Annotated in this window: 18 protein-coding genes and 1 other RNA gene; 1 reads left to right on the top strand and 18 read right to left on the bottom strand. The window is 42.5% G+C overall.

Annotated features, from left to right (window positions below):
• Positions 1–46 precede the first annotated feature (46 nt).
• From J1C86_RS01040 to J1C86_RS00960, 17 genes are all read right to left on the bottom strand, one after another.
• Complete coding sequence (locus tag J1C86_RS01040) at positions 47–730, bottom strand: rhomboid family intramembrane serine protease (RefSeq protein ID WP_002902117.1); 684 nt, start codon at positions 728–730, stop codon at positions 47–49.
• A complete protein-coding gene (locus J1C86_RS01035) occupies positions 714–1250 on the bottom strand; it encodes a 5-formyltetrahydrofolate cyclo-ligase (protein WP_125406572.1) in 537 nt (178 codons plus the stop codon). The genes J1C86_RS01040 and J1C86_RS01035 overlap by 17 nt, the downstream gene beginning before the upstream one ends.
• A gap of 20 nt (positions 1251–1270) precedes the next feature.
• Positions 1271–2404 carry an N-acetyldiaminopimelate deacetylase gene (locus J1C86_RS01030; RefSeq protein ID WP_125409389.1) on the bottom strand — a complete coding sequence of 378 codons (1134 nt, stop codon included), beginning with the start codon at positions 2402–2404 and terminating at the stop codon, positions 1271–1273.
• A gap of 76 nt (positions 2405–2480) precedes the next feature.
• Positions 2481–3179, bottom strand: a complete 699-nt coding sequence (gene dapD, locus J1C86_RS01025; RefSeq protein ID WP_049547738.1) for a 2,3,4,5-tetrahydropyridine-2,6-dicarboxylate N-acetyltransferase — start codon at positions 3177–3179, stop codon at positions 2481–2483.
• A 348-nt stretch (positions 3180–3527) separates the two neighbouring features.
• Positions 3528–4541 (bottom strand): hypothetical protein, encoded by a 1014-nt coding sequence (locus J1C86_RS01020; RefSeq protein WP_125409387.1) that lies wholly within the window; start codon positions 4539–4541, stop codon positions 3528–3530.
• A 30-nt stretch (positions 4542–4571) separates the two neighbouring features.
• Complete coding sequence (locus J1C86_RS01015; RefSeq protein ID WP_049547736.1) at positions 4572–5507, bottom strand: hypothetical protein; 936 nt, start codon at positions 5505–5507, stop codon at positions 4572–4574.
• A 79-nt stretch (positions 5508–5586) separates the two neighbouring features.
• Positions 5587–6444, bottom strand: a complete 858-nt coding sequence (locus J1C86_RS01010) for a hypothetical protein (RefSeq protein WP_125337601.1) — start codon at positions 6442–6444, stop codon at positions 5587–5589.
• A gap of 322 nt (positions 6445–6766) precedes the next feature.
• On the bottom strand, positions 6767–7147 hold the full coding sequence (locus tag J1C86_RS01005; protein WP_002902105.1) for a PTS glucitol/sorbitol transporter subunit IIA: 381 nt from the start codon (positions 7145–7147) through the stop codon (positions 6767–6769).
• Between the two features lie 98 nt (positions 7148–7245).
• Complete coding sequence (srlE, locus tag J1C86_RS01000; protein WP_009660130.1) at positions 7246–8226, bottom strand: PTS glucitol/sorbitol transporter subunit IIB; 981 nt, start codon at positions 8224–8226, stop codon at positions 7246–7248.
• A 16-nt stretch (positions 8227–8242) separates the two neighbouring features.
• Positions 8243–8785 carry a PTS glucitol/sorbitol transporter subunit IIC gene (gene srlA / locus J1C86_RS00995; protein ID WP_002893982.1) on the bottom strand — a complete coding sequence of 181 codons (543 nt, stop codon included), beginning with the start codon at positions 8783–8785 and terminating at the stop codon, positions 8243–8245.
• Positions 8782–9279: a transcriptional regulator GutM gene (locus J1C86_RS00990; RefSeq protein WP_049547734.1), complete on the bottom strand. Its 498-nt coding sequence runs from the start codon at positions 9277–9279 to the stop codon at positions 8782–8784. Before J1C86_RS00990 ends, srlA begins: the two co-directional genes overlap by 4 nt.
• Positions 9279–11105, bottom strand: coding sequence for a BglG family transcription antiterminator (locus tag J1C86_RS00985; protein WP_080979487.1), 1827 nt, complete (start codon positions 11103–11105; stop codon positions 9279–9281). Before J1C86_RS00985 ends, J1C86_RS00990 begins: the two co-directional genes overlap by 1 nt.
• 62 nt (positions 11106–11167) lie before the next feature.
• A complete protein-coding gene (locus J1C86_RS00980) occupies positions 11168–11968 on the bottom strand; it encodes an SDR family oxidoreductase (RefSeq protein ID WP_002902100.1) in 801 nt (266 codons plus the stop codon).
• Positions 11969–12152: 184 nt separating this feature from the next.
• Positions 12153–13502 (bottom strand): glucose-6-phosphate isomerase, encoded by a 1350-nt coding sequence (locus J1C86_RS00975; protein WP_002917809.1) that lies wholly within the window; start codon positions 13500–13502, stop codon positions 12153–12155.
• A gap of 487 nt (positions 13503–13989) precedes the next feature.
• Positions 13990–14088, bottom strand: an RNA gene (ffs, locus tag J1C86_RS00970) — signal recognition particle sRNA small type.
• 28 nt (positions 14089–14116) lie between these two features.
• Positions 14117–14587: a tRNA adenosine(34) deaminase TadA gene (gene tadA / locus J1C86_RS00965; RefSeq protein ID WP_049547731.1), complete on the bottom strand. Its 471-nt coding sequence runs from the start codon at positions 14585–14587 to the stop codon at positions 14117–14119.
• 245 nt (positions 14588–14832) lie between these two features.
• Entirely contained in the window at positions 14833–16125 is a 1293-nt protein-coding gene (locus J1C86_RS00960) for an adenylosuccinate synthase (RefSeq protein ID WP_002893992.1), read from the bottom strand.
• Positions 16126–16422: 297 nt separating this feature from the next.
• Here J1C86_RS00960 and gshAB point away from each other — a divergent pair, with 297 nt between their 5' ends.
• Positions 16423–18675 (top strand): bifunctional glutamate--cysteine ligase GshA/glutathione synthetase GshB, encoded by a 2253-nt coding sequence (gene gshAB / locus J1C86_RS00955; protein WP_049547730.1) that lies wholly within the window; start codon positions 16423–16425, stop codon positions 18673–18675.
• 93 nt (positions 18676–18768) lie between these two features.
• Here gshAB and J1C86_RS00950 read toward each other — a convergent pair whose 3' ends face one another.
• Complete coding sequence (locus tag J1C86_RS00950; RefSeq protein WP_125406549.1) at positions 18769–19587, bottom strand: ADP-ribosylglycohydrolase family protein; 819 nt, start codon at positions 19585–19587, stop codon at positions 18769–18771.
• Positions 19588–19661: the final 74 nt, after the last annotated feature.

Below are 19661 nucleotides of genomic sequence, written 5' to 3'. Positions count from 1 at the left end.
CCAACCTCTTTTTTTGATATTTCATCAGTTATTTTCTAAAGATTCATTAAATCAAGGAATGATGAAAGCCTAGAAAAATCAGAAGGGCGGCCAAGGCTAGATAGCCAAACAAGACTAGCCAGCGCTGAGCAGGTTTAAAAGCATTGCTTGAGCCTTTGATAGGGAGAATGACCGCACAGAGTATGCCGCCAATCAAACCTCCCAAATGCCCCGCCAAGCTGATACTAGGCATGAAACTAAAGATGATATTGACCACAATCAAGGTCATATAAGACTGCCCCAGCTGCTGAATGTAGCTGTCGCGAACGACATAATGCAGGGTCACGATAGAGGCAAAAAGTCCAAACAAGGCGGTTGAAGCTCCTGCTGATAGAGCATCCGGACTGAAAAAGAAGACAAAGATATTTCCCATTAGGCCAGACATCATATAGAGCAGAAAGAAATTTCGCGAGCCAAAAATGTCTTCTGCCTGCCGTCCAATAAAATAAAGAGTAATGACATTTACCACAAAGTGCTCCAAGCCAATATGCACAAAGATAGCAGAAAAGAGACGCCATATCTGAATGGGATTCATGATAATAGTTGGAGAATATACTGCTCCAAATTCAAAGACCGTTTGTGCTTCAGCATAAGAAAAACCACGTAAAATAAGCATCCCCACAAAGACAAGTGTTGTCAAAATTAGCAAAATACTGGTTACAGGATATTTTTTATCATAGATGTAGTTCATAAGTCAACACTTCCTTTACTGCTATATCGTGATAATCGGGCTCAAAATCAGACTGTTGAAAACTATAGATGCTGCTGATGGATGCTCCTGCAAAATCAGCCAGATAGCGGTCATAGTAGCCACCGCCATAACCAATCCGAAAGCCTTGAGAATTGAAGACCACACCCGGCACATGAATCAGATCAATCTCCGTCTTCTCCACAGCCTCTTCACTTATCGGCTCCATAAGTCCAAAAGAGCTTTTTTGAAGGCGACTTTCATCATAATCCACAAATATCATCCGACCCTGGCCATAGGTCTTAGGCACTAAAACCCGCTTGCCGTCCAACTGAGCCTGCTCGATAAAGGCTGCAGTTGAGACTTCATGTGGCATTGAAAGATAAGTAGCGATAACCTGAGCTTTTTGATAAGCTGCTGAACTGAGCAAGTGCTGGGTCAGCCAGCTATCTGCCTGCTCTTTTTCTTTTCCTGATAGTTTCTTCATCTGGTTCAGTACAGTTTGTCTCAGCTCTTTTTTCATGCAGCTCGTCCACCTTTTTCTTATCTTTCGTTGATTTTATAATCTAGGAATTTCCCAATCTTTTCAATAGCAAAGGGCAGTGCTGCCTCATCCGGTGTCATCTTGGGATGATGGAGGGCATAGGGACTGTCCACTCCCAGCCAGAACATGACGCCCTTAACCTTGCTGAGCAGATAGCCAAAGTCCTCGCCTGTCATAGCCGGCGCAATATCAATCAGCTGCACTCCTTCTTCCTTCTGGAAGAAGTCCATCAATTCACCCGCCAGATCAGGATGGTTTTCTACAGGTAGGTAGCCACCTTGCTTGAGTTCTAAGTCCAATTCCAAACCGAAACTTTGGGCTAGGCCCTCTGCTATTTCCCGTAAGCGTTTCTGGGTCAAGAGGTTCATCTCCTGAGTCAAAGTCCGAATGGTGCCATGTAGAAAGGCCGTTTCTGCGATGACATTGTTGGTCGTGCCAGCATGGAGAGAACCAAAGGTCACAACTGCTCCCTCGATAGGATCGACATTGCGGCTGACAATGGTCTGCACCTGAGTGATAAAGTAGCTAGCCGCCACCAAAGCATCATTGGCTTCATGAGGAAAGGCCGCATGCCCCCCCTTCCCCTTAAAAGTCAGCTTAACTTCACAGGTACCAGCAAAGAGGGTTCCTCTATTAGTGGCAATATCGCCGACCTTGAGGTCCGGTCGCACATGGAGACTGTAAAATTCATCTGGCAGCCAGTCACCAAAAGCATCATCTTCGTACATGAGCATACCGCCAGCTTCATTTTCCTCTGCAGGCTGAAAGAGAAAGAGCAGATTGTGGGTAGGCTGAGCGCTCACAGCTTGTTCCAGCAGGCCTAGAGCCACCGTCATGTGCATATCATGTCCGCAGGCATGCATACGACCTTCATGAGTGCTGGCAAAGTCCAGACCCGTCTCCTCCACAATCGGAAGGCCATCGATATCTGTCCGCCAGCCAATCGTCTTATCTGGTGAACTGCCCTTGATAAAGACCAAAATACCAGTCCGCCAAGTTCGAATTTCCACAAAGTCTAGGCCAGCTGTCAGGCCATCAATGACCTGCATCAGGTAGGCATGGGTCTTGTATTCTTCCAGACCGATTTCTGGTATCTGGTGTAAATCACGGCGAATGTTCAGATAATCAAGCATTTTTCTTTCCTTTAAAATCTTGTCAGACCAGTCAAAGTGTCGGGCCGCACCCAATCAATTCATCTTTATGCTATTTTTAAAGAGTACGCAGAGCGTCTTCCAGAGCTGTCTTCTGCTGGGTCTTCTCGTCAATGGTCTTGATAACTCGTGCCGGAACACCAGCAACCACTACGTTTTCCGGAACATCCTGGGTCACAATCGCGCCAGCCGCAACAACTGAACCACTGCCAATTTGTACACCTTCAATCACAACCGCATTGGCACCAATCAACACATTGTCTCCAACCTGAACTGGCTCAGCACTAGCCGGCTCAATGACTCCCGCCAGAACAGCACCAGCACCGACATGACTGTTTTTGCCGACAATCGCTCGGCCACCCAGGATAGCACCCATATCAATCATGGTTCCAGCGCCAATCTCTGCACCAATATTGATGACTGCCCCCATCATGATGACAGCATTATCACCAATTTCGACTTGGTCACGGATAATAGCGCCCGGCTCAATACGGGCATTGATATCGCGCTTGTCCAAAAGCGGCACCGCTGAGTTGCGGGCATCCTGCTCTACGACATAGGTCTTATTTTCCTCTAAGTTCACTAGGAGTGGCTTAATTTCTTCCCAGTCTCCAAAAAGAACATTGCCTAACTTCACAACAGACCAAGGGATGGATCCGTGTAATTCTCCATCAAAGGTTACCTTGACAGGAGTTTTTTTCTTGGCATCAGCGATAAATTTGATAATTTCTTGAGCGTTCATTTTAGTAGCAGACATGATTTTTCCCTCGATTCGTGAATGATTTAGCCTTTTAGTTTGTTTATCTCCTCAATCTCCAACAACTTGAAGAACAATTGAAGTAAACCAAGAAGCTTGATTAGACAATATTATAACACAAAAAAGGGGATTGCAAAACTCCTACAAAATTCTCTACATGAGATACGGATTGTAAAAAGACACGAACTCTCGTCCGTGCCCAACAAAGCAATTCCAAACTATATACCAACAATATTATTTAATCTTTCGTTCAAAATGTTCCCACTGTTGGCATCAATGGTCATTTTGATCTTTTGCGTACCGTTCAGAGCTTCTAGCTTGTATGACAAGCACTCTTATTCATTTATTCTATTTAGAAAGATTACTCAATAGGTACTGTCCGTTTTCCTGACGGATAAAAGTCAAAGTTATCTCCTTATTTGAAGAGGTTTCATAGTTTACAAGCATCTTCGGCTCTGATTCACCATCCCCATAAACTGAGATATGTTGATATTCTGGGTATTCCTTGATCACTTCTTTAAAGGAAGAACCGCCCTCGCCTGTTTCCGCATCACCCGTCTTTAAGTTCTCTGTAATCTGGCTAGATACCTTTTTATTATAGTCATCACTGCCGGGCATAATACTCATACCCTGAAGATGGTAACTGCCATCCTCGTGTTTCATAAAGGTCAGAGTGGTATAACTAGAGTCAGGTAGCCAAGACAATGAGAGCCCTTCTTCCTGAAACGTCACACTGCTGGCCAAGCCAAAATCTTTGACTACTTGTTCTGGGGTCAATCCTTCATCATCCGCACTAACAATGCTCAGCTTTTCAAGGTCTTTCACTTCCCACTCATACACATCCTCTTTTGTCGGAGCCACAAAAGAAGCAACATCGCTTTGATGTCCCTTTCGAGACAGACTTGGCACACTTCCCCCACCCATAAAATCATTTAGGAAATAGCCGCCAAGACCTCCTAGCAATAATCCCGCTGCCAGGCCTATTCCTAAAAATCCTATCAGCTTGCCCGTACTATTTTTCTTTGGCTCTGGACTTGGCTGGGCAGCAAAGTTTGCAGCTTGCTGTGGTACGGCAAAGTTCTGACCAGCTGGATTAAATCCCTGAGGCGTTGCTTTTTGAAAAGCAGGATTTCCCCAATTATCCTGCTGAGGCATCTGCTGCTGTGGAGCATCAAAAATGGGTTGCTGAACACCAAAATCTTGATTAGGATTCGGCATTTCAGGACTGCCTCCTTCTGTTGGGAAAGGCTGCCCCTCCGTTGAGTTAGCTGAAAATTGTCCTGGATCTGATGACTGGACTTGCTGTGGATACGGAGCCAATCCTTCTAAAGATTGTTCCTGCGGTTTATTTTGTTCTGGCATTGTTTCTCCTTTTATTATTTGAGTTCTATTTTATTTATTGGCAGTAGTGGACAAAAGATAGTTTCCGTCCTCCTGCTGAACGAAGAACAACCTATAAGTACCATCATTAGGAGCGTCATAAGCCGCCTCCATAATGGTTTGACTAGTATCCTCACTGAAATCTTCATCTACACGAATAGAGATACTTCGCGGACTGCCATATTCCTTAAAAACATCCTTATAGGAAATGCCATCTTTACCAGTCTTTGCATCGCCTTTTTTCAATTTTTCAAAGTAATCAGCCGCCATCGCTTCGTCCTCAGCATTATGTTTGCTTCCTTCAAAGCGAATATTATAGATATGAAGACTATTCAGATAGAAACCATCTTTTTTCTTCTCAAAATCCAGAGAAGCAGTTTGATCTGTATAATAAACTGGCCAGTCCTCCTCATCATCAGAATCTTGAAGCGTTCCCCACTCTAAATCAAGGCTGTCACGAGAGATTTCTTCTTTTAAAGCCTTGCCATATTTATCAAGAATATCTTCCACTGAAGTACCATTCGTATCTGTCTGAATAGTATTGAACCGTAACTCTGACAAACTATCAATATCCCACTTGAACTCAGTAGTATCGGGATCAATGTAGCGGTCTGATTGATCCCTCTTTGATCCCCCAGCATCTGCTAAAGGATGTAGCACAGGATATTCCCCTTTGATGACCTCCGCTACTCCCATTCTATAGCCCCAGATTCCCCCTCCGATTAGTCCAAGACCAAGAGAGAGCAAGGCTCCGCCTATCAGGATTCCTTTCCAAGATTTATTCTTGGCCAAAGGTGGGGTTGGTCCCTGCGGACTTGAAACATGGCCTTGCTGAGGTTGAAAATGATGCGGGAATTTCTCTTGCGACTGAGCATTCCTTGAAGGCTCAAAAGAATGCTGTGTTTGCTGTTCTGTCAATCTTCTTTCCTCTTTCTTGTTTATTTTCAATAGTCTTATCAGTTCTCTTTTAATAACGAAATGCTTTGAAATCAATCAGTCACAAAAGATAAACTAAATAACTAAAAACTTACATTTCCTCTGACTTTATATATAAGAAATTTCCATCTGGCTGGCCTACAAACAGAAGATATTTATAACTATCTTCTGTTTTATAAGTCACCTCAGCAATCAGACGGTTGGAGATAATCTTATTATCTACGTCACGTTCGGTTGCGATGACAATTTCTGACGGAACAGGATGCTTCTTCAGGACCTCTGATAAAGCTGTTCCTCCTTCACCCGTTTCCTTGTCTCCTACTTTCAAACGTTCAAGGTCTTTGGGAGATAATACGCTCCAATCTGTCGTTTCCTTCCCTTTTCTATATTCTTTAAAAGAATCTCCAACTACCACTTGTCTCAGATAGTAGTTCTGGTCAACTTTATCAAATTGAAAAGAAATATTTTGCTCCTTGTCCCTGACAGAAGGGCCCCATCGGAGTAACAGACGATTACGATCATATTCTGCTGAACTAGCCAAGCCATAAGTTTCAACGATTTGATCAGCCGTCAGACCTAATCCTTCATCGTTTGTATAGCTCAACCGTCCCAAGTCTTTCAAAGTCCAATTAAACTGAACCGACTGCCCGTCTGTAGTAAAGCTGTCACTCTTGTCTTTGGCTTCTTCCTGAGCCTTACTCAGACGCTTAATCCTTTGAATATCCTTATTTGTCTGTGTCTGCTTGCCGATAAAATAAGCTGAACCGCTGCCAATCAAAAGACCAATTATGAGAGCAAAAATTGAAAGTCCTATGACTTTTCCGATATTGCCCTTCTTATCAGGCAATCCTTGCGGCTGAATCTGCTGGAAATTCCCTTGCAATGGCTGGCTAGGTTGATTTTCTTGCCAAGCCCCTTGCACTTGACCTTGTCCATCTTTATCTGACATGGTTTTCTCCTTATAAATTTTATTGATTTGTCATATTGCGAAAACATTGAAAAATAATGACAAATTTTACAACATTATAACATAAATTATTCTTCCAATCAAAAAGGGAGTGGGAAAGAACTTCAAACAAGTTAAAAAGTTCGTCTTCCCACCCCCGCACAGTTGATCAGGCAATCTTTGGGGCTTAAAAAGCGAAGGAAGATGCCAATCAACCACTGCGTCATCTATTTTTTCTAATTTAGACTCAAAAGCCTGGACTTTTGCCCAGGCTCTGAATCAAGTTTTTAGACTCTTATTTTTCTAGTATTCTTATTTAGATATTTTATCCTACTTGAGCTACTTCAAAAATCTGAATGGTAGAGCCTTTTTCAATTACTACTGCTTGGTCTGCTGCGACATGGAGTGTACCAGGAAGGCTCCCCTCTTTTGAACCATCAAAAGAAATCGTGATATGGCCCAGTCCAGTTAAATTTTTTTCTACTACATTTCCCACGGAACTAATCGAATATTCCTGATTATCTACCACCAGCTTGCCGCCTTCTAGTATTGAACCTAGCAGATTTTTGTTATCAATCTTAAAACAATACTCTGCTAAATCTTCCGGTGCTTCTTCTCCAAATAAAATGAGCATATTGGCATCTTGAATCATATTCTGAGCTTCAGGCCCTACTTGAATTACTTTAGCTTCAAAAATTTTCTTCATCTAATTCCTATTTATCCTTTCTCTAATTTGTCTTAAACTTATGCTTATAGATAAGTTTAACATAATAGTTGCTCTGTTTACGTGCATCTATCAAAGGTCTATTGATAAAGACCAATACTAGCTATCCAAGCTACTAGCACCCGCGGAACACCATTGAGAAAGCGTGAATAAAGCACAGAAGGGACACCAACCTCAACTGTTTCAGACTTGGCTTCAGATAGACCGAGTGCTACAGGAATGAAATCACAACCGTTTTGAGTGTTGATAGCAAATATAGCTGGCAGAGCCATTTGGGGCGGAATATTCCCTTTTCCGATTTCGACTCCAATTAAGGTTCCGATAATCTGACTGATAACAGCTCCGGGGCCTAACAAAGGAGATAGGAATGGCAAGGAACAGATAAAGCCAATCAAAATGAGTCCCCAGATGTTCCCCGCTAGGGGAACCATTAATTTTGCCAGCCAATTTCCAACACCTGAACCTTGAATAACCCCAATCAGCAAGGAAACAAAGGCCATGAAAGGAATGATTGTGTTGAGCATTGTTTGGATGGCTTCACGAGCAGCCTGGTTGAAAGTCGCAACGACCTTCCCAGCGCCCATCCCAATTCTTGCTACAATACTTGTTTCAGCTTTTTGCTCTGTAATTTTTTTACTAGTATCGTAAGTTGGCTTTTCTGTTACCACAGTTGTCGCTTTTTCGTCTTCATTAGCAGCAGAAATTTGATTAAGGCCAACTGCTGACACATAGATTTCCTCGGTGATATATTGTGCTAGAGGGCCACTTTTCCCTGTAGCGACAATATTGATTGTAGGAATCCCCTTTTTAGGATAAATACCGCAGCGAAGAGTACCGCCGCAATCCACGATTGCTAAAGCAATTTCCTCATCAGGGATAGAAGTTTTAAACCCGTTAACAGCTTCCATACCGGTCAAATCAGCAATTTTATCTACAATATCTGGCTTTTCTCCGCCGCCAGTGATATAGATAAATTTATGCTTAGCCTCACTAGGTGTAATGACCAAAGGGCCTCCGAAACCACCATTTCCTTTAACAACTTTTATACTCTTATATGACATAATTTCACTCTTTCTATCAATCAAATGTTTTACTCAAGGTAACACCTTGCTGTTTTGCAACATAGGCAGTCGTAAAATCTGTTACCCATCCACCAACAAAGTTCATGATAATTCCTACAAGCATGTAACGGATTGCCAGGTCCATCTGACTTAAACCTAAAGTTTGAATTCCTGTCGCAATTCCCATCCATACAAACAATTCCCCAGGATTGATATGTGGGAATACACCATTTGAAGTATGGCAGAACTGCATCTGAGCTGCTACAAAACTAGGTTTATAATATTCTGGCAAGAAGCGTCCCATACTGATCGCCATCGGATTCCCCAGCATAAAGGCTGAAATGAAAGGTAAAATCATATAACGGCTAACAGGATTTTTGGCAGAAATCTTAGCCAAGGAATTGACCTTTTCTTCTCCCAAGAAAGCGATAAGGGTATTCATTGCAATCAATAGCATTAAGACAAGCGGTACAATATTTGTCATCCAGCTAATAAAGGTTTCTCCACCTAATTGGAAGAGTTTCATAAAACTCTCTGCAAATTTTGTAATGTGATTCATAAGGAACTCCTTTTCTTATTTTTTTTAAATAACTGTTTAATAGATAATTGTAAGTAATTCGCATAAAAGCCGAATCCCAGAAAAGAATCAGATGAACTTGTCTCTTTCTCAATACCTGCCTCATGCCAAAGATAGACTTTTCTAGCATCTTCTATGGCTGATTGCATCAACTTATTTTCTTTTCTCACAAGAGGATTATACTTGTCAAAATAATGGATGTCTTCTCCAACATAATCGTCCATATTTTGAAAACGCGCTAAGATTGTGACTCCTTGCATTTTGCTAGCTTTAAGAACCCGACCGTTTTCATCAACCGCGAACATGACAATCGTACCGGATTTTATTCTTCCGGACTTCCTGCCAATCGCTACGCGCCCCAGTTTTCGGAGCATCGTATAGGTCTTATTGAAGTCTTTGAGTTGCTGCCAGCCGAGGAATATTTGAAATATATAAGCTGCCATGACAAATACAGCGAAAATTATTAGCGAATTCATTAAAATACTCCTTTGCTCTTAGAAAATGATAGAAACTCTGTCTCTGTTTCTACAGCCCTCAATGCTTCTTTTAGAGAAGGCTCTCCTGCAATTCGAAAAATGTCGTCATACAATTCCAGCAATTCACTTTCCATTTTTCTTTCAATTTCTGAGGGTATGGCCACTAGAAAGATAAATTCAATCCATTCATCTCCTTTTTGATAAGGCTCTTCTAGTTTTCCAAACATTAAAATAGTCTTTGCATAACCCTGGTTAATTGTATGGGGGAAGGCAATTCCTCCACCAAAAATGGTTGATTGCTTTTTCTCCCTATCAATTATCCGATTTCTAAAACCTTCATCAATCATCTGAAGTTTCTCTAACTCTGCAACCATATTTAGCAAGTATTGCTGATAGGTTTTTTGGGGGCTCAACCGAAGAAAACGTAAGCTGACTGTTTCTAGATTTTTTTGATGAAAAGCATTGGCCCTCTGCCATTCTTCCTGCAGCCATTGATCATCAAAAAGATGATTAACTTGAATGACTGGAGATTTAGAATCTTTATATTTTAGAGGAACTGTCGTAAAAATCGCGAAATAGTCCTGATTTAAATCCACATTAAAATCCTCTTCAGAATACTGAGTAATGTCTACATCATTTCCAAGGACTCGTCTGAGTTGCTGAATAATCATCGCAGCAGTTCCTCTTCCTGTTGTGCAAACTACAGCTATCTGCTTGCGATAACCCTTAACAGCAGAATTTTGCTTTCTTAAAATCATTTCAAAATACAAAGCCAGATATCCGATTTCAGATAATTCCAATTCAGAACCAAAAATTGCAGATAGTTCTTCTCCAGCTATTTTTGCCATTTCAAAAGCAAAAGGATATTGAGTTTGAACCTCGCCATGAAATATATCATTAGCTTGCACATGGAAAATCAGTCGATTGATTAAGGAGCCTAGATGAGATTTGATTTCTTCAAATAATTCTTCATCATCAAAGTGAACCAACATTGTTTCTTTGACTTTCTTGACAATCCCTTCAAAAATATTTGCAAGCTGTTCAGATTGATAAGATGTCTTGCTTAAAGTGTCAATAAAACGGACATTAAACGGAAAACACAAAAAGTCTATCTCAAACTGACTGAGGGAAATCTTATAAGTCATCTCAATATGATAGATTAATTTCTCAGCTAAAGGTGTCTCTGTTAAATCATTCCTATAGTAAGGAATAGGACAATTCAACACTCTAGATGTATGAATACGCTCCACCATAATTGAAATGGTCTTTCGAAGGAGTTCCTGTGTTTCTTTAGGGATTTTATAGTCCTGAACTAGCGTCTCCAGAAAAGAAGATGTTCCCTCAGTGAGTGTCCTTCCTTCAAAGTAAGGAGCCACTTGGTGAATATATAGCAAGCGCAAATTCAGCTCGCTCCCCAAGACCTCCAGCCCACGGTTGGGCTTTCCTGAAATAGTGATAGAGTAACTCTCTGCCAAAGATTTTACTTGTTTTAAATCCTTATTAAGGGTACTTCTACTAACACCTACTTCCTCAGCCAAGTCGTCAATAAGAAGAGGGGAGGTTGACTCAATTAAACGTTTTAGCAAATAGGCAATTCTTTTACTGGAAGAATTGAAGTCACTCTCCTGTTTTAAACTACCAGATAAAATCCTTTCCAACTCTGTATAGTCATACACTTCTAACATTAACTGATCATCTTGTGCGATAATCTGGATATTAGGAGCCAAAACATCATTTAATTGTTGGATACTCTTTTGCAAGGTTTGCAAGCTAATATCCAGTTCTGAGCGCATATCTACCAAGGAATAAGTTGGCTGCGAGACCATTTTATCTAAAATATTATACCACCGATTTACTAAGGTCAACTCTCTTCCCTACCTTCATTGTTTTAACCGCGAGTTTTACCTCCGGCAATATTTGTAGTGACACCTGTTATATAGCTAGAACGGTCTGAAATATAGAACGCTACAAGATCAGCTACTTCCCGTAGTTTCCCACTCCGTCCCAATGGAGTCGTTGAAGTTGAAGCATAACCAGCTCGAATATCTTCTACCGTCTTTCCACGGGTATAAGCAAGAGCTTCCTCGTAAGAAAGAGTTCGAAGACCCGTAGCTTCCATAATTCCTGGAGCAATTCCAACCACACGTACACCATGTTTACCAAGCTCTTTCGCCCATGAACGAGTGTAACTATAGACTGCCGCTTTCGTTGCAGCATAGGCACTTTGTCCTTCAGAACCTTCCAAGCCTGCTTCTGAAGCCATGTTCACAATTACACCTTTTCCATTTTTCACTAAAATACGTCCTACTGCCTGACTAACCAGATACAAACCTTTTTGATTAATCATTGTTACTTTTTCGAACGTCTCATCGTCCAACTCGTAAGGACCTTTAGGATTTTCTGCATCGATTAATAATCTAGGGACATTAATCCCCGCATTATTGACTACCGCATCAATATTGCCAAATCTTTCAACTATTTTGGCAACACCCTCTTCTACTTCAGAGCGAGAAGTTACATCAACTTTTACAAACAATAGATTCGGGTGACGTAAATCGTTGTCGCTAAGATCAAAATTCGCTACATTGACTCCTAATTCCAACAATTCTTCGACGATTGCCTTACCGATCCCAGATGACGCACCCGTCACAAGAACTGTTTTGCCTTTAATGTCTAACCAATCATTCATTTTGATACCTCTCAAATTTTATTTACAAGGCAATTATACAGCGCTTTCATAAAAGAATTAAGACACTCTTTTTTTCACTGTTCAAAAAAATAATAAACTAATTAAGAGGCTTGTACTAAAAAATCCACAAGAAATGAACTTGTGGATCTTTTTATATTCTAAATGAACTCAAAGCATATGAGAATCAAAGGCGTGCATTCAACTCAGCACCCAGCTCTTCAAAGCCTGGTTTCCCAAGAAGAGCAAACATGTTTTTCTTATAAGCCTCAACTCCTGGCTGGTCAAATGGATTGATACCATTCAGGTAGCCAGAAAGAGCAATAGCTAACTCAAAGAAGTAAATAGTATAGCCCAAAGTGAACTCATCTTGCTCAGGCAGGGTCACAAACATATTTGGCACTCCGCCGTCTGTGTGAGCTAACAGCACTCCATCTGTTGCTTTCTTATTGACAAAGTCAACATCTTTTCCTTGCAGATAGCCAAGGCCATCCAAGTCTTCTGCTAATTCAGGAATCAACACATTTTTGCGAGGCTTATCTACACGAATAACTGTTTCAAAGAGGATACGAGTTCCTTCTTGAATAAATTGCCCCAAAGAGTGCAGGTCTGTTGAGAAGTTGGCTGAAGTTGGGTAGATACCTTTTTGGTCTTTACCTTCTGACTCACCAGCCAGTTGCTTCCACCATTCTGAGAAGTATTGCAAAGATGGTTCGTAGTTAGCTAGAACTTCTGTCAAATAACCTTTACGGTACAAGATATTGCGTACAACTGCATATTGATATGCTTCATTTTCAGCCAACTTATCAGAAGCATAAGCCTTGCGAGCAGCATTTGCTCCTTCCATCAACTTGCTGATATCAGCCCCTGCAGCTGCGATTGGCAAGAGTCCCACTGCTGTCAATACTGTAAAACGACCACCAACACTATCAGGCACTACAAAAGTATCCCAGCCATTAGCATCTGCTTCAACCTTAACTGCACCTTTAGCGCGGTCTGTAGTTGCATAAATCCGTTTATTTGCTTCTTCCTGACCATACTTCTTAACCAAGAGTTCTTTGAAGACACGGAAAGCAATAGCAGGCTCTGTAGTTGTTCCTGACTTAGAAATAACGTTGACAGAGAAATCCTTGTCTGATACATAGTCTACCAAATCAGCCAAATAGCTTGAAGAGATAGAGTTTCCAGCATAGAGGATCTGAGGTGCCTTGCGTTCTTCTTTGCTTTGCAAGTTTACAAATGAATTATTCAAGAAATCAATAGCTGCACGTGCCCCTAAATAAGATCCTCCAATACCGATGACGATTAACACTTCACTATCAGATTGGATTTTAGCAGCCGCCTTTTGAATACGAGCAAATTCATCTTTATCATATTCTTCAGGCAAATTCAACCAGCCTGTCATTTCTGCTCCAGGACCTGTTCCGTTTCGTAGAGCATTATCTGCTGCAGTCACTTGAGGCTGCATATAATCTAATTCATGTGGTGCTACAAACTTATCCAGTACCTTTGAATAGTCAAATTTAATATGTGTCATGTTTATCCTCCAATTGTTCTTTTCTTTTATGATAACGCTTTAAGAAAAAATAAGCAAGTGCTTTTACTATTTTAAAACGTTTACATTTTTTATTCTATACTATTTTTCTAAATAAGCTAATCCTAGGATATAACTGAGAGCAATCGTTTGCGTAAGTCAACAAATTTTAGGCCTATTAAAGAAGAATAATTTTGATTGACAAGAAAGCCAATATGCTTCTTAAGATTGAATGTCAGCTGAATTCATTTCAGGTCCATTCGAACTAGATTCACTGCTCCAATATTCATCTGCGCCTTTCAGGCTTGATTCATTCAACATTGGAACCTAGTTCTCGCTTTGCCTAAACTGCGTCAATGTCTCTAAACTCATCTTCCTCCTTCGGAGTTGATTCGTTGAGAATCTTTATAAGGTTTACAGATTTTTCCCTTATGGGAAAAACTGCATCCATTGCTCTAAGATTCATCTGCGCCTTTCAGGCTTGATTCATTAAGAGCAATAGAAAAGAGCACACAGCTTACTTCGCTTAGGGCTGCTGGATTCCTCCCCTGACCCGCTTCACGCAAAACTGTTGCTCCATTAATTAGTATAACACAAACTTTTGATTTTGGCTAATTTTATTTTTTCCTTCTCTGTCTGAAAAATTCCTGCATGATTTGAGCACACTCTTCTTGGAGAACACCTGTTTCCACCTCTACTCGGTGGTTAAGACGCTCATCTGTCAAAATATCATAGAGGCTGCCAGCTGCTCCAAACTTTTGATTTGCTGCTCCATAGACAACGTGAGGAATGCGCGCTAGACCGATTGCTCCGCTGCACATGACACATGGCTCAATGGTCACAAAAAGCGTTGTATCCAGCAAGCGCCAGCTATTTTCATGCCGATTCGCCTCTTCGATAGCCATAATCTCCGCATGCATAACAGCCCGTTGCAGCTCCTCCCGCGCATTGTGACCGCGGCCGATAATCTTACCCTCTTTGACCAAGACACAGCCGATGGGAATTTCATCATGAGCCAGAGCAATCTCCGCCTCCTTTAAAGATTCCCGCATAAATGCTTCTTTTTCTTCAATCGTATAGTTCATCATATTCTTTCTTAAGTTTTCGTTCTCTACCCCATTATACCACAAGCCAGCCGGGCGTCTCAGAAAAAAACGAAAGCCACCGCTGGGGTGACTTTCAGGAGATTATTATGAAAAAAGTTTAGGATTTTTAAACAAAGTTAGGAGGTCTTTGTTTATGTCGTTAGTATAAAATATATATCTTAAATGAATCTTAAGATGAAATTTTCTTGCAAAAAAGCACAAGAAGCAATTTCCTTGTGCTGACTTTTTTATAAATTAGACCAGACGCTTTCCAAGATATTGGTCTGCTCGCGGCCAGGACCGACTGAGAAGGTAGAAATACGAACACCAACCAACTCACTCACTCGGCGAACATAGTTGCGGGCGTTTTCTGGCAATTCTTCCAGACTGCGGACACTGGTGATGTCCTCTGACCAGCCTGGCAGCTCTTCGTAAATCGGCTTGCAACGCTTGAGCTGTTCCAGACTAGCTGGGTAATGGTCAATTCGCTGCCCATCCAAGTCATAGGCTACACAGATTTTCACTGTATCCAGACCGCTCAAAACATCGATGGAGTTAAGCGAAAGATTGGTAATCCCTGATACACGGCGGCTATGGCGCATGACAACAGAGTCAAACCAGCCTACCCGACGCGGACGACCGGTGGTGGTGCCATATTCGTGGCCGATATCACGAATGCGGTCACCAACTTCATCGAAAAGCTCTGTTGGGAATGGTCCATCTCCGACCCGACTGGTGTAGGCCTTGCAGACACCAACCACCTTGTCAATCTTGCTCGGACCAACACCAGAACCGATGGTGACTCCCCCCGCAACCGGATTAGAAGAAGTTACAAATGGATAAGTACCTTGGTCAATATCCAGCATAACCCCTTGAGCTCCTTCAAAGAGCACTCGCTTGCCTTGATCCAGCGCATCGTTGAGGATAACAGAAGTGTCCGTCACATACTGCTTAATTTGCTGACCATATTCATAGTATTCTTCAAAAATATCATCAAAGCTGATTGCTGTACTATCGTACAACTTCTCAAAGAGGCGGTTCTTCTCAGCTAAATTCCGCTCCAAGCGCTCTCTGAAAATATCTTTATCCAAAAGGTCAGCAATGCGGATACCGACACGAGCAGCCTTGTCCATATAGGCAGGGCCGATTCCCTTGATTGTTGTTCCGATTTTATTGTCACCTTTTGCTTCTTCCTGCAGACGATCCAGCTCGATATGGTAAGGCAGGATGACATGCGCTCGATCAGAGATGCGAAGGTTATCCGTCGTCACACCCTCTTCATGCAGGTAGTTCAATTCTTTGACCAGAGATTTGGGATTGACCACCATTCCATTTCCAATGACAGAGATTTTTTCTGGGAAGAAAATCCCTGACGGAATCAGGTGCAGCTTGTACTTCTTGCCGTCAATCACGATAGTGTGGCCGGCATTGTCACCACCCTGATAGCGGGCAATCACTTCGGCATTGGCTGAAAGGAAGTCTGTAATCTTCCCTTTTCCTTCATCTCCCCACTGGGTTCCTACAACAACTACTGATGTCATAATTTTGTCTGAGCTGAAGCAGCTCTTCCTTTCTTGAAAAGCAGGCAGGAATCTCACCTGCGATTATGTTTTATACCTCATTATATGAAAAATTTAACAATTTTTCAAGATGGGACCCATTCTTGATTTGTTTTTTCCCTTTTAAAAACGAATTAAATTTTCAAAAAATCTGTATTTTCTGAAATTTGTTAGTTTATTAAAAATAAATGTTCGGAATTTTTGTAAAATCGTAGCGGAAATTTGTTTTCTTTTTCCGTTTGTAATAGACTAAAATTACTACCATAGGACGGTGAAACGATGACGATTAATCAATTACTGCAGAAACTGGATACAGCAAGCCCCATTCTCCAAGCGACCTTTGGTCTAGAGAGGGAAAATCTGCGGGTGACAACTGATGGGCACTTAGCTCAAACTGCTCATCCGAGTCAGCTTGGTTCCCGCAATTTCCACCCAACCATCCAAACAGACTTTAGCGAGCAACAACTAGAACTAATTACACCTATCGCTCACTCGACTAAGGAAGCACGACGCTTACTGGGAGCTATCAGCGATGTGGCTGGCCGCTCGATTGACCAGAGTGAACGCCTCTGGCCCCTGTCCATGCCACTACAGCTGACAGAAGAAGAGATTGCCATCGCCCATCTGGAAAACGACTATGAACGCCACTACCGAGAGGGCTTAGCGAAAAAATATGGCAAAAAACTACAGGCCATCTCCGGTATCCACTACAATATGGAGCTAGGGAAAGATCTGGTCACTGCTCTCTTTCAAGTCAGCTCCTACCATTCACTCAAGGACTTTAAAAATGACCTCTATCTCAAGCTGGCTCGAAACTTTCTCCGTTTTCGCTGGGTTTTAACCTATCTCTACGGTGCTGCCCCTCTAGCAGAAGCTGGCTTCTATAGCCAGGAAATTTCCCAGCCTATCCGCTCTTTTCGTAACAGCGACTATGGCTATGTCAATGACGAGAATATTCAGGTGTCCTACGCTTCTTTGGAGCAATATGTAACTGATATTGAAAACTACGTTCAGTCTGGCGAGCTCAGCGCTGAAAAAGAATTTTACTCAGCCGTTCGCTTCCGTGGACAGAAGCACAATCGCGCCTATCTGGAGCAAGGCATTACTTATCTGGAATTCCGCTGCTTCGATCTCAATCCTTTTGACCATTTAGGCATTAGCCAAGAGACCTTAGATACCGTCCATCTCTTTTTACTGAGCCTGCTCTGGTTAGATGATGTAGAAAATGTGGATACGGCATTAAAAACTGCCCACGACTTGAACCAAAAGATTGCTTGTAGCCACCCGCTGACTGCCCTGCCAGATGAGGCAGATAGCTCAGCCCTGCTCCAAGCCATGGAAGACCTCATCCAGCATTTTGAACTGCCGACATACTACCAAAGCTTGCTTGAGCAGCTTAAGGAGGCACTTCTGAATCCTCAGCTAACCCTATCTGGCCAGCTCCTGCCTCATATTCAGCAAGATTCCTTAATAGCTTTTGGACTAGACAAAGCGGAGGAGTATCACCGCTACGCTTGGACTGCTCCTTATGCCCTCAAAGGCTATGAAAATATGGAATTATCCACTCAGATGCTGCTCTTCGATGCTATTCAGAAGGGGCTGAATGTCGACATCTTAGATGAAAACGATCAATTTCTCAAGCTTTGGCATGGTCACCATGTTGAATATGTCAAGAACGGCAATATGACCTCTAAGGATAACTATGTCATCCCTTTGGCAATGGCCAATAAAACAGTCACCAAAAAGATTTTGGCTGCAGCTGACTTTCCCGTTCCAGCTGGAGCAGAATTTTCTTCCTTAGAGAATGGACTGGCCTACTACCCTTTGATTAAGAACCGACAAATTGTCGTCAAACCCAAGTCAACCAACTTTGGACTGGGCATCTCCATCTTCCAAGAACCAGCCAGTCTGGACGCTTATCGCAAGGCTTTAGAGATTGCTTTTTCAGAAGACGCCGCCGTCTTGGTGGAGGAATTCATCGCTGGAACGGAGTACCGTTTCTTTGTCTTAGACGGTCAGTGCCAAGCAGTCCTCTTGCGGGTGGCGGCCAATGTCGTTGGAGACGGTCTACATACTGTGAGAGAATTGGTTGCCATCAAAAACGACAATCCCCTGCGGGGGCGCGATCATCGCTCGCCGCTCGAAATCATTGAACTGGGGGATATTGAACTGCTTATGCTGGACCAGCAAGGCTATGGACCAGATGATATCCTGCCTGCTAGAGTCAAGGTTGACTTGCGGCGCAATTCCAACATTTCTACTGGCGGAGACTCGATTGATGTCACAGACAGCATGCACCCGTCTTATAAGGAACTTGCTGCGGACATGGCAAAGGCTATGGGAGCTTGGGCTTGTGGCGTTGACCTAATCATCCCTGACAGCTCTGCTATTTCCACAGAGGAAAATCCCAACTGTACCTGCATCGAGCTCAACTTCAATCCCTCTATGTATATGCATACCTATTGTGCTGAGGGACCGGGACAAAACATCACCCCTAAAATATTGGCCAAACTTTTCCCAGAAATGGACTGATAACATAAGAATCGCAGGTATTTCCTTGCGATTTTTGTTTGATAACTATGGCAAAACTCTATAACAAGGACAACAAGCATCTGACTTACAAGCTTAAAACAAGCAGCTTTCCAGCAGTTCTTTATGGCGCAGCTGGGCTAGCCAGTTGTCAGGAATCCCTTCCAAACCATAGATGATACCAGCCAAGCCGCCAGCAACTGCTGCTACTGTATCAGTGTCATCGCCCAAATTAACAGCTTTCAGGATAGTTTCCGGATAAGAAGTGCTAGTCAGCAAACACCACAGTGCTGCTTCCAAGGTATCCACCACATAGCCGCTAGAGCGAATGTCATCTTCGGTCAGCTCTGCTAAAGTTTGCAAACGAGCATAGGTCTTGCTAGTCTCTAAGCCTGATAGTATTTCCGGTAGTTGCTGGCCTTTTGAGAGCCTACGAACAATATCCACATAAAGCTGGCAGGCCTCTACGGAAGTCGCATGGGCATGAGTAATACTGGAAACAGCTTCAATATCAGACGGACTGGCTTCCGTAAAGGCAAGGGGCAGAATCCGCATCAAAGAACCATTTCCGTTGGAATATTCATCAGACAGACCGTGTCCTCTTGTCAAAGCTTCGCGAGTCGCATTTCCTACATCAAAAGTCAGACCATCCGGCGTGTAGGCTCCCTCGAAGAGCCAATTTTTAAACCGCTGCTGCATATCGACAGGGTCAATCTTACCTTTTCCCCTAATAGAATCACAGGTCGCCAAAACAAGGCTGGTATCATCTGACCAAGTTCCAGCAGGTTGCTGATGGCTGCCATAGCCCGTCATCTCAACCGCTTTAAAACTGCCTCGGGTTAAAAATTCATACGGAACTCCTAATGCATCAGCCACTGCCAGACCATAGACTGCCGCTTTCAAAGATTGGTTCATACTAGCCTCCTCTGCTCTTTATTTTATTATACTATTTTTGCTCTTAAAATGCTTCCTAACCCCAAAAAACAAGC

Source organism: Streptococcus sanguinis (assembly GCF_050220005.1).
Classification (GTDB): domain Bacteria; phylum Bacillota; class Bacilli; order Lactobacillales; family Streptococcaceae; genus Streptococcus; species Streptococcus sanguinis_Z.
Note: the sequence above shows the minus strand (reverse complement) of the source record. Positions and strands in the feature narration are given on the sequence as shown.